The 2,640-nt window shown below is 35.2% G+C and carries 2 protein-coding genes; both read left to right on the top strand.

Annotation, left to right across the window (positions count from 1 at the left end; genetic code table 11):
• Positions 1-5 precede the first annotated feature (5 nt).
• Positions 6-1,442, top strand: coding sequence for a DNA recombination protein RmuC (gene rmuC, locus AB8B65_RS20915; protein WP_405303223.1), 1,437 nt, complete (start codon positions 6-8; stop codon positions 1,440-1,442).
• A gap of 143 nt (positions 1,443-1,585) precedes the next feature.
• Entirely contained in the window at positions 1,586-2,404 is an 819-nt protein-coding gene (locus AB8B65_RS20920; RefSeq protein WP_405303222.1) for an SDR family oxidoreductase, read from the top strand.
• Positions 2,405-2,640: the final 236 nt, after the last annotated feature.

Consider the following 2,640-nt stretch of genomic DNA (forward strand, 5'->3'; position numbering starts at 1 on the left):
AATTCATGTCAGAAATCGTTATCTATATTGTACTTATTGTCATCTTTTTGGCGGTTGGTATTTTTTTGGGAATGTACATCGGAAATCTAAAAACAAAAGCGCAACAAGAAGGCTTACACGAACGCAATCGCCAGTTGCAATCACAGTTTGACGATTTAAAAATGCAGGCAAATGCCGAAAACGCGAAGCAAAACGAGTCGTTTCAGCAGCAATTACAAGATGTAAAAGAAAGTTTGTCTAAAATTGAACGGGAACGCGAAGAAATAAGACGTGAAAAAGATTTTTTAAATGTTGAGCTTGCGCGAAAAAATTCTGAGTTTGAAAACCTACAGAAACAACATATTGAACGCGACGAATCGTTAAAGCAACAGCAAGAACAACTTCGCAAGGATTTTGAATTGTTGGCTACTAAAATTCTAGACGAAAAATCATCTAAATTTACAGAACAGAATAAAGAAAATATCAAAAATATTTTGACGCCACTTCAAGAGAAAATTCAGCATTTTGAAAAGAAAGTGGAAGACAGTCAAAAGGAAAATATCAGTATTCATTCCGCTTTGCGCGAAAAACTATCGGAACTAAGTAAAGCCAATATCCAAATCAGTCAAGAAGCTGTGAATTTAACAAAAGCCTTAAAAGGTGACAGTAAAATGCAAGGAAATTGGGGCGAATTGGTGCTAGAACGCGTTTTAGAAAAAAGCGGATTAGAGAAAGATCGTGAATATGTAGTGCAGCAAAATTTTACGCGTGACGATGGTTCGCGTGTCTTGCCAGATGTTGTCATCAATTTACCAAATAATAAAAAAATGGTGATTGATTCTAAGGTTTCGTTAACGGCATACGAACGCTTTGTAAATAGTGAATACGAAGAAAGAGAACTCAATCTCAAAGAACATTTAATGTCTATCAAACGACATGTAGATCAACTTTCTGCCAAGAAATACGAAGATTTATATGAAATTGAAAGTCCCGATTTTGTCTTAATGTTCATTCCGATAGAACCTGCATTTGCCATTGCCGTCAATGAAGATTCAACCTTATACAGCAAAGCATTTGAGAAAAATATCGTCATTGTAACGCCGACAACTTTATTGGCTACATTACGTACGATTGATACGATGTGGAATAACGAAAAACAGCAGCGAAACGCGATTGAAATTGCACGACAAGCTGGTTCATTGTATGATAAATTTGAAGGTTTTATGAACGATCTTATCGGAATTGGTAAAAAGATTGACGCTACAAAATCTGATTATTCTGCTGCAATGAACAAACTGTTTGAAGGACGTGGAAACATCATTAAAAGCATCGAAAAGATTAAGAAAATGGGCGCTAAAGCCAAAAAGTCTCTTCCAGAATCTATTTTAAAACGTGCCGAAAGTGAAATTGAAGCCGAACAACTGAGAGAAGCACAAGACGAAGAACCGAGAAGGTTGTTGTAGTTGTTTTTTGAGCCTTGGAATTGAAAGTACTTCAAAGCGCTTCTCGATACAATTTTTCTTCATTCCATTACGAAAAATCACTCGAAGAGACGTTTTAAATAAGGTTTAATAGTAAGCAAGAGTCTTCTTTAAATATACAGTCATTGAAAAAGAAACAAATTAGCATTTTAGGTTGTGGATGGTTAGGATTGCCTTTGGCAAAGAACTTCATTACACAAAAATATGTCGTAAAAGGTGCTACCACTTCTGTTGAAAAAGTAGAAACTTTGCAGAAAGCTGGAATTCAACCATTTGTTTTTAAATTAGGAACTACCGACGATCCAAAAGTATATGCTGATTTTCTAGCGAATAGTGATGTCATCGTGATTAATTTTCCTCCGAAACGCGTTTCAAATGTTGTTGAAACCTATCAAAAACAAATACGAGAAATTTTACCCTTTATCAACGAAACGCAGAAGGTAATTTTTGTGAGTTCTACTTCTGTCTATCAAAATACAAACGATTGGGTTACAGAAACATTGGAGAATCAACCTGAAAAGGAATCTGGAAAAGCAGTTTTAGCCGTTGAGAATATTCTAAAAACACATTTACAAGATCGATTGACGATTCTGCGTTTTGCGGGACTTTATGGATATGACAGAGTTCCTGGTCGTTTTTTTGCGAATAAAACAGATATTCCCAACGGAAAAGCACCAATTAATATGATTCATCAAGATGATTGTATTGGATTGATCAATGCGATTATAGAAAAAAATGTTTGGGGGGAAATTATCAATGGTTGTTCGGACGCACATCCGCTTCGCGAAGTATTTTATGTGCTAGCTGCGAAAAAACAAGGATTGGTTCCTCCTGAATTTAAAGATTCAGATTTCGTTTCTTTCAAAAAAATAGCGAATACAAAAAGTAAAGAATTGCTCGGTTATACGTATACATATCCTGATCCGATGGTGTTTGTGTGTTGATCTGTTTGTTTGTTTGTTTGTTTGTCAATTTGATAATAAAAGCTTCAAACAAAATCCAAATGTGCTATGAAACAATCTAAGAGCGCAAAGGATCTAAGAGGCGAAGCTCATCCAAAAGTGTTAGCGATCTTCAAAATACTTCTCGATACAAATTTGTTCCACAAATTAACTCGAAGTGACGGCATGTAATTTAAAGTCCAATAGTTTCTTTCAGCGAAGTAATTCAACATTTAAAA

The sequence above is a fragment of the Kordia sp. genome (genome assembly GCF_045105435.1).
Classification (GTDB): Bacteria; Bacteroidota; Bacteroidia; order Flavobacteriales; family Flavobacteriaceae; genus Kordia.